Annotated in this window: 1 protein-coding gene; it reads right to left on the reverse strand. The window is 71.9% G+C overall.

Annotation, left to right across the window (positions count from 1 at the left end; genetic code table 11):
* Positions 1-4,352: SDR family NAD(P)-dependent oxidoreductase (locus ACFWI9_RS33100; RefSeq protein WP_387168673.1), on the reverse strand; the 4,352-nt coding region annotated here is incomplete at both ends.

Genomic DNA, 4,352 nt, shown 5'->3' on the forward strand with positions numbered 1-4,352 from the left:
TCCACATGCGGCGACGGCTCATCGGCGTGCAACGTTCGGGGCAGGACCCCGTGCCGCATCGCCATCACCATCTTGATCACACCGCCGACACCGGCCGCCGCCTGGGTATGGCCGAGGTTCGACTTCAGCGAGCCCAACCACAACGGCCGCCCCTCGGGGCGCCCCTGGCCGTAGGTGGCCAACAAGGCCTGGGCCTCGATCGGATCCCCCAGCGTCGTGCCGGTCCCGTGTGCCTCCACGGCGTCCACATCCGCGGCCGTCAGTCCGGCTGATGCCAGCGCCTGCCGGATCACCCGCTGCTGCGACGGGCCGTTCGGCGCGGTCAGTCCGTTCGACGCACCGTCCTGGTTCACCGCCGAACCACGCACCACCGCCAACACCCGGTGCCCGTTGCGCCGCGCGTCCGACAGACGCTCCAGAACCAGCACACCCACACCCTCGGACCAGCCCACCCCGTCCGCCGTCGCCGAGAACGCCTTGCAACGGCCGTCCGGGGAGAGCGCCCGTTGCCTGCTGAAGTCCACGAAGGCGTCGGGGGTGGAGAGGAAGGTGACGCCACCGGCCAGGGCCATGGTGCACTCACCGTTGCGCAGTGCCTGGGCCGCCAGATGGAGCCCGACCAGCGACGAGGAGCAGGCGGTGTCCACCGACACTGTGGGGCCCTCCAGACCGAAGAGGTACGCGAGCCGCCCGGACAGCACGCTGACGGCACTGCCGTTGGCGAGGTAGCCGGCCACGTCCGCGGGGACGTCGTTGCCCAGCCGACTGCCGTAGTCGTCGTACATGACGCCCACGAACACACCTGTCTGGCTGCCACGGAGGGACACCGGGTCGATCCCGGCCCGCTCCAGCGCCTCCCAGGCGGTCTCCAGCAGCAGGCGCTGCTGCGGGTCCATGGCCAGCGCCTCGCGTGGGCTGATACCGAAGAAGTCGGGGTCGAACTCGGCTCCGTGGAACAGGAATCCGCCGTCCCGTACGTAACTCCTGCCGTCCTCCGGTTCGGGTGCGTACAGACGGTTGGAGTCCCAGCCCCGGTCGGTGGGGAAGCCGGTGACGGCGTCGGCCCCGTCGGCGACGAGACGCCACAGGTCCTCGGGGCTGTGCACGTCACCCGGGTAGCGGCAGCTCATCCCGACGATGACGATGGGATCGTCCGCCTGTCCGGCGCGGAACCGACTCGACCGCCCGGTCTCCGCGTCCGTGTCCCCGACGTCCGGGCCGCCGAAAAGCTCGAGCTGCAGCAGCTCGGCCACGGCCTGGGAGGTCGGATGGTCGAATACCAGTGTGGCGGGCAGCGCCAGTCCGGTGGTGCCGCGTAGGGCGTTGCGCAAGTCGATCGCCGCGAGCGAGTCGAAGCCCAGCTCACGGAAGGCCCGTCCCGGTTCGACCGCGTCCGGACCGTCGTGCCCGAGCACAGCGGCGACCTGACCGCGCACCAGGTCCAGCAGCACCCGGTCGCGCTCGGAGCCGGGGAGTCCGGCCAGCCGCTCGACGAGCGGGTTCCTGCCGGAAGCGCCGACCACCGTATGCGAGGGCGCTGCGGCGGACGCCCGGGGAACGGGCATTCGGGCCAAGCCGCGCAGCAGCGGTGGAAGGGTGTCGCCACGGACCCGCAGCGCCGCCGCGTCGACCCGCACAGGGACCACCACCGCCTCGGCGGGGGACAGAGCGAGCGCGCGGTCGAACAGGGCCAGACCCTGCTCCACGTCCAGCGCGGGCAGTCCGAGCCGGCTCATGCGGCGCAGGTCGGCATCTCCGACGTCACCCATCCCGGTGCTCTCTGCCCACAGTCCCCAGGCGAGGGAGTGGGCTGGGAGTCCGAGGTGGTGGCGGTGGTGGGCGAGGGCGTCGAGGAAGACGTTGGCGGCGGCGTAGTTGGCCTGTCCGGCGGCGAGGATCATGCCGCCGGCGGAGGAGTAGAGGACGAAGGCGGTCAGGGGGAGATGGCGGGTGAGGTCGTGCAGGTGCCAGGCACCGTCCACCTTCGGCCGCAACACCCGGTCGGTCTGCTCCTCCGACAGCGACGGCACCAGACCTCCGTCCGCCACGCCGGCGGCGTGGACGACGGCGGTCAGGGGATGCTCGCCGGGGATCTGCTCCAGCAGCGCGGCGAGTGCGGTTCGGTCACTGGTGTCGCAGGCGGTGATGCTGACGCTGTGGGCGCCGAGGCGGATGAGTTCGGCGCGGAGGGTGTCGGCGCCGGGGGAGTCGGGACCGCGACGGCTGGTCAGCAGCAGATGCCGTACGGCGTGCTCGGCCACCAGATGCCGGGCCAGTACAGCTCCCAGGCCATTGGTGCCTCCGGTGATCAGGGTCGTACCGTCCCCGCCCCACACGGGTCCGGTCGCGGCGGGCTCCACGGCCCGGGGCTCGGTGACCCTGGCCAGGCGGGGTACGCGAACCTCGCCCAGGCGCAGCGCGGACTCGGGCTCGCCCAGCGCGAGCGCGGCGGGTACGGCGCGCAGTGACGCGTCGGCGTCGTCGAGGTCCAGGACGGCGAACCGACCAGGATTCTCCTCGGCGGCCGCGCGGACGAGGCCCCACAACGGCGACTGCGCCAGGTCAGCGGTGTCCTGGTCGGGGCCTACGGTGACCGCGCCACGGGTCAGAAGCACCAGGCGGATCCCGCCGAGGCGGTCTTCGGCGAGCCACTCCTGGAGCACGGCCAGCAGCCGATGGGTGAGCGCGCGAGCCCGATCGGGCAGGTCGTCGACGCCGTCACCCTCGTGCTGGGGCACCGGGAACACCACGGTCCGCGGAGCCGGTCCAGCCGCGGGATCGGCGGCCGCAGCCGCCAATGCCGCCACATCGGCGTAACGCTGCACTCCGTCCAGGACGAAGGCGGGCGAGAAGAACGACGCGGCGGAGTCCAGCACCGCCCACGGCAGATCACCGTCGCCGTTCAGCGGAGCCGGCACGGCCTGCCACACCACCCGGTGCAGCGGGATATCGTCGGCACGTCCGCCGGCCGCGTCGAGGCGTTCCGGGGCAACCGGCCGGGACACCAGCTTCGACACGGTGGCCACCGGCAGTCCGTCGGCGTCGGCCATCCGCATCACGGACACCTCGGCGCCGTCCACGCGGGAGATCCACATCCGCAGGCCCGCCGCGCCCGCCGCGTGCGGGGTCACGCCGGTCCAGGCGAACGGGAGCAGCACCGGACCGTCGCTCTCGTCCAGCAGGTCGACGTGCATGGCGGCGTCGAGCAGAGCGGGGTGAAGTGTGTAGTCGGGCGCATCGGCGGCGGTCTCCTGCGGGAGAGCCACCTCGGCATAGATCTCGTCCCCGTCCCGCCAGGCGGCCCGCAGGCCCTGGAACGCCGGGCCGTAGGCATAGCCCCGGTCCGCCAACAGCGCATAGGCGTCGGTGACATCCAGGGGAGCCACGCCCGGCGGAGGCCACTGGGTGAGGTCGAACTCGGGATCCGGCAGATGCGGGCCGAGGGAGCCGATCGCGTGGGTCGTCCAAGCTCCGGTGAGGCCCCCACCGGCGTCCTCGGCGCGGTTCTCCGGGCGCGAGTGGATCTCCACGGTCCGTCGGCCCGACGCGTCCGGCGTCCCCACGACGACCTGAAAGGCCGCCGCGGTGCCCGCAGGCAGTACCAGGGGCACATGGAGGGTCAGCTCCTCGATGACCGGGCAACCGATCCGCTGTCCGGCCTGGAGCGCCAGCTCCACGAATCCGGTACCGGGGAACAGCACCGTTCCCATCACCACGTGATCGGCGATCCACAACTGTGCGTCGGCGGCGAGACGACCGGTGAGGACGAGCCCACCGGTGCCGGGGAGGGGGACGGCGGCACTCAAAAGGGGGTGTTCGATGGGCAGTTGTCCGAGACCGGTGGGATCGCCGTGAGCGGAGGCGGTGGCGTCGAGCCAGTAGCGCTGGTGTTGGAAGGGGTAGGTGGGCAGGTCGACGATGCGGGCACCGCGTCCGGCGAAGAGGGAGGCCCAGTCGATGGTGACGCCGCGGGTGTACAAGTCACCCAGGGCGGTGATGAGTTGGTTGGTTTCGGGTCGGTCGCGGCGTTGCGCGGCGAGGAACACGGCCTGGTCGCCGCCGCCCAGCCCGGCCAGTACTGCTTGCGGGCCGATCTCCAGGAAGGTGCGTACGCCCTGTTCCTCCAGGGCCTGGATGCCGTCGTGGAAGCGGACGGTTTCGCGGACGTGCCGGACCCAGTACTCGGGATCGCGCAGGTCGGTCGGGTCGGCCAGGTGTCCGGTCACGTTCGACACGACCGGGATCCGCGGCTCGTGGTAGGTCAGCCCGGATGCCAACTTCCGGAACTCCGCGAGCATCGGCTCCATCAGCGGGGAGTGGAAGGCGTGGGAGACCTTCAACCGGGTCGTACG

It is taken from the genome of Streptomyces sp. NPDC127084 (assembly GCF_042724175.1).
Classification (GTDB): Bacteria; Actinomycetota; Actinomycetes; order Streptomycetales; family Streptomycetaceae; genus Streptomyces.